General features: G+C 43.6%; 2 protein-coding genes and 1 pseudogene. 1 reads left to right on the top strand and 2 read right to left on the bottom strand.

Annotation, left to right across the window (positions count from 1 at the left end):
• Positions 1 to 150: pseudogene (locus GS12_RS24540) on the top strand (IS30 family transposase); the annotation flags it as partial.
• 238 nt (positions 151 to 388) lie between these two features.
• On the opposite strand, the gene GS12_RS22645 reads toward GS12_RS24540, so the two are convergent.
• The gene (locus GS12_RS22645) at positions 389 to 1027 is read right to left on the bottom strand and encodes a TetR/AcrR family transcriptional regulator (protein ID WP_034951256.1); all 639 of its coding nucleotides are present in this window, start codon (positions 1025 to 1027) and stop codon (positions 389 to 391) included.
• 129 nt (positions 1028 to 1156) lie between these two features.
• Positions 1157 to 1370 (bottom strand): IS30 family transposase (locus GS12_RS23875; protein WP_152601478.1); only part of this gene is annotated, 214 nt, incomplete at its 5' end.

The following is a 1370-nucleotide window of genomic DNA, read 5'->3' as shown; positions in this document are numbered from 1 at the left end:
CAATATTTTCCAAAAGGAACTGACTTATCGGTTCACAGCCAGCAAAGACTTAACAGTGTTGCCAGACAGCTCAACGAAAGGCCGAGAAAAACGCTAGACTATGAATCACCCGCAGACCGGTTCAATAAGTGTGTTGCGTCCATCAGTTGAACTCACAGCCAAAAGCGGACGTTAATGCGCCAGACCACCATTAAAAAAACGCAACACGTTCAAGTAAGAGGCCAGAAATCTGAATAGGGTATGCATATCTTTAATTGAGACATGGGAAAACGTCTTTTGAAAAAACGTCCTTTATCGACCCAACCGCATAAGACCATGCCATCCTCGCATTTAAGCACAACCATCGGTATTCTTCTTTTTCGACGCCGAACAATTGTGCCTACTTCAGTCATATTGATGCCTTAAACGACAGTTTCTTATCATCAACACATGATTTCAAAAGCACTGACTTGATAATAAACTCGTTACTCATCCTGAGATCTTCAATATCTGGCTGAATTTTTCCATATACTCGCATTCCTTCCAGAATCATAAAAATACTCAGTGCCATTGCTCTGGCGGATTCATCCTTACGAAAGACCTTCAGGCTTTGACCTTTACTTAATATGCGTTCTAGTTGGTTTATTATATTGTTAAATTTACAGGCCACCTTGCATTTGATCTCCTCATCACCCGGTATGAGCTCACTGGCGGCGGCTATAGTAAAGCAACCTTTTTCTCCATCAGGAGCAGAGGATAGCAAAGCTACAAATTCGAGCGTTTCACGCAATGCATCTTCAGGGGAAAGTTCCGCATCACGGTTCACTCCTCTGGAAACGCCCTCATCCATATATTGCTGCAATGCTGCAAGATAGATGGCCCGCTTGTCTGGATAAAGTTTATAAATACTGGCGCTTGCAAGGCTTGATGCTCTCATAAGGTCAGACATTGACGTTGCCCGATAACCTTTCTGCCAGAAGCATTCCAGAGCAGTATTAAGAAAGTCCTTCGGGTCGAATTCTCTGGGTCTGCCAACAGATGCTTTCATTGGGTCCTCCTAAGATAAAAATACATTGTAGATCGTTTAATCTACAATTAAAAGCACATGTACAAACTGGACCTGGCTACTTCGTGTGGTTACGAAAGGACGAGAGTGTGTCCGCTCTCAGCTGTGAGTTCAACTGATGGACGCAACACACTTATTGAACCGTTCTGCGGGTGATTCATAGTCTAGCGTTTTTCTCGGTCTTTCGTTGAGCTGTCTGGCAACGCTGTTTAGTCTCTGCTGACTGTGAACCGATAAGTCAGTTCCCTTTGGAAAATATTGTCTTAGCAACCTGTTCGTATTTTCATTTGAGCCACGTTGCCAGGGAGATTGAGGATCACAGAAG

The sequence above is a fragment of the Erwinia oleae genome, assembly GCF_000770305.1.
In the GTDB taxonomy this organism is placed as follows: Bacteria; Pseudomonadota; Gammaproteobacteria; order Enterobacterales; family Enterobacteriaceae; genus Erwinia; species Erwinia oleae.
Note: the sequence above shows the minus strand (reverse complement) of the source record. Positions and strands in the feature narration are given on the sequence as shown.

What these genes read in the sequence shown, in the direction of transcription:
- GS12_RS22645 (WP_034951256.1), bottom strand. Translation starts at nt 1,027, where the DNA reads ATGAAAGCATCTGTTGGCAGACCCAGAGAATTCGACCCGAAGGACTTT.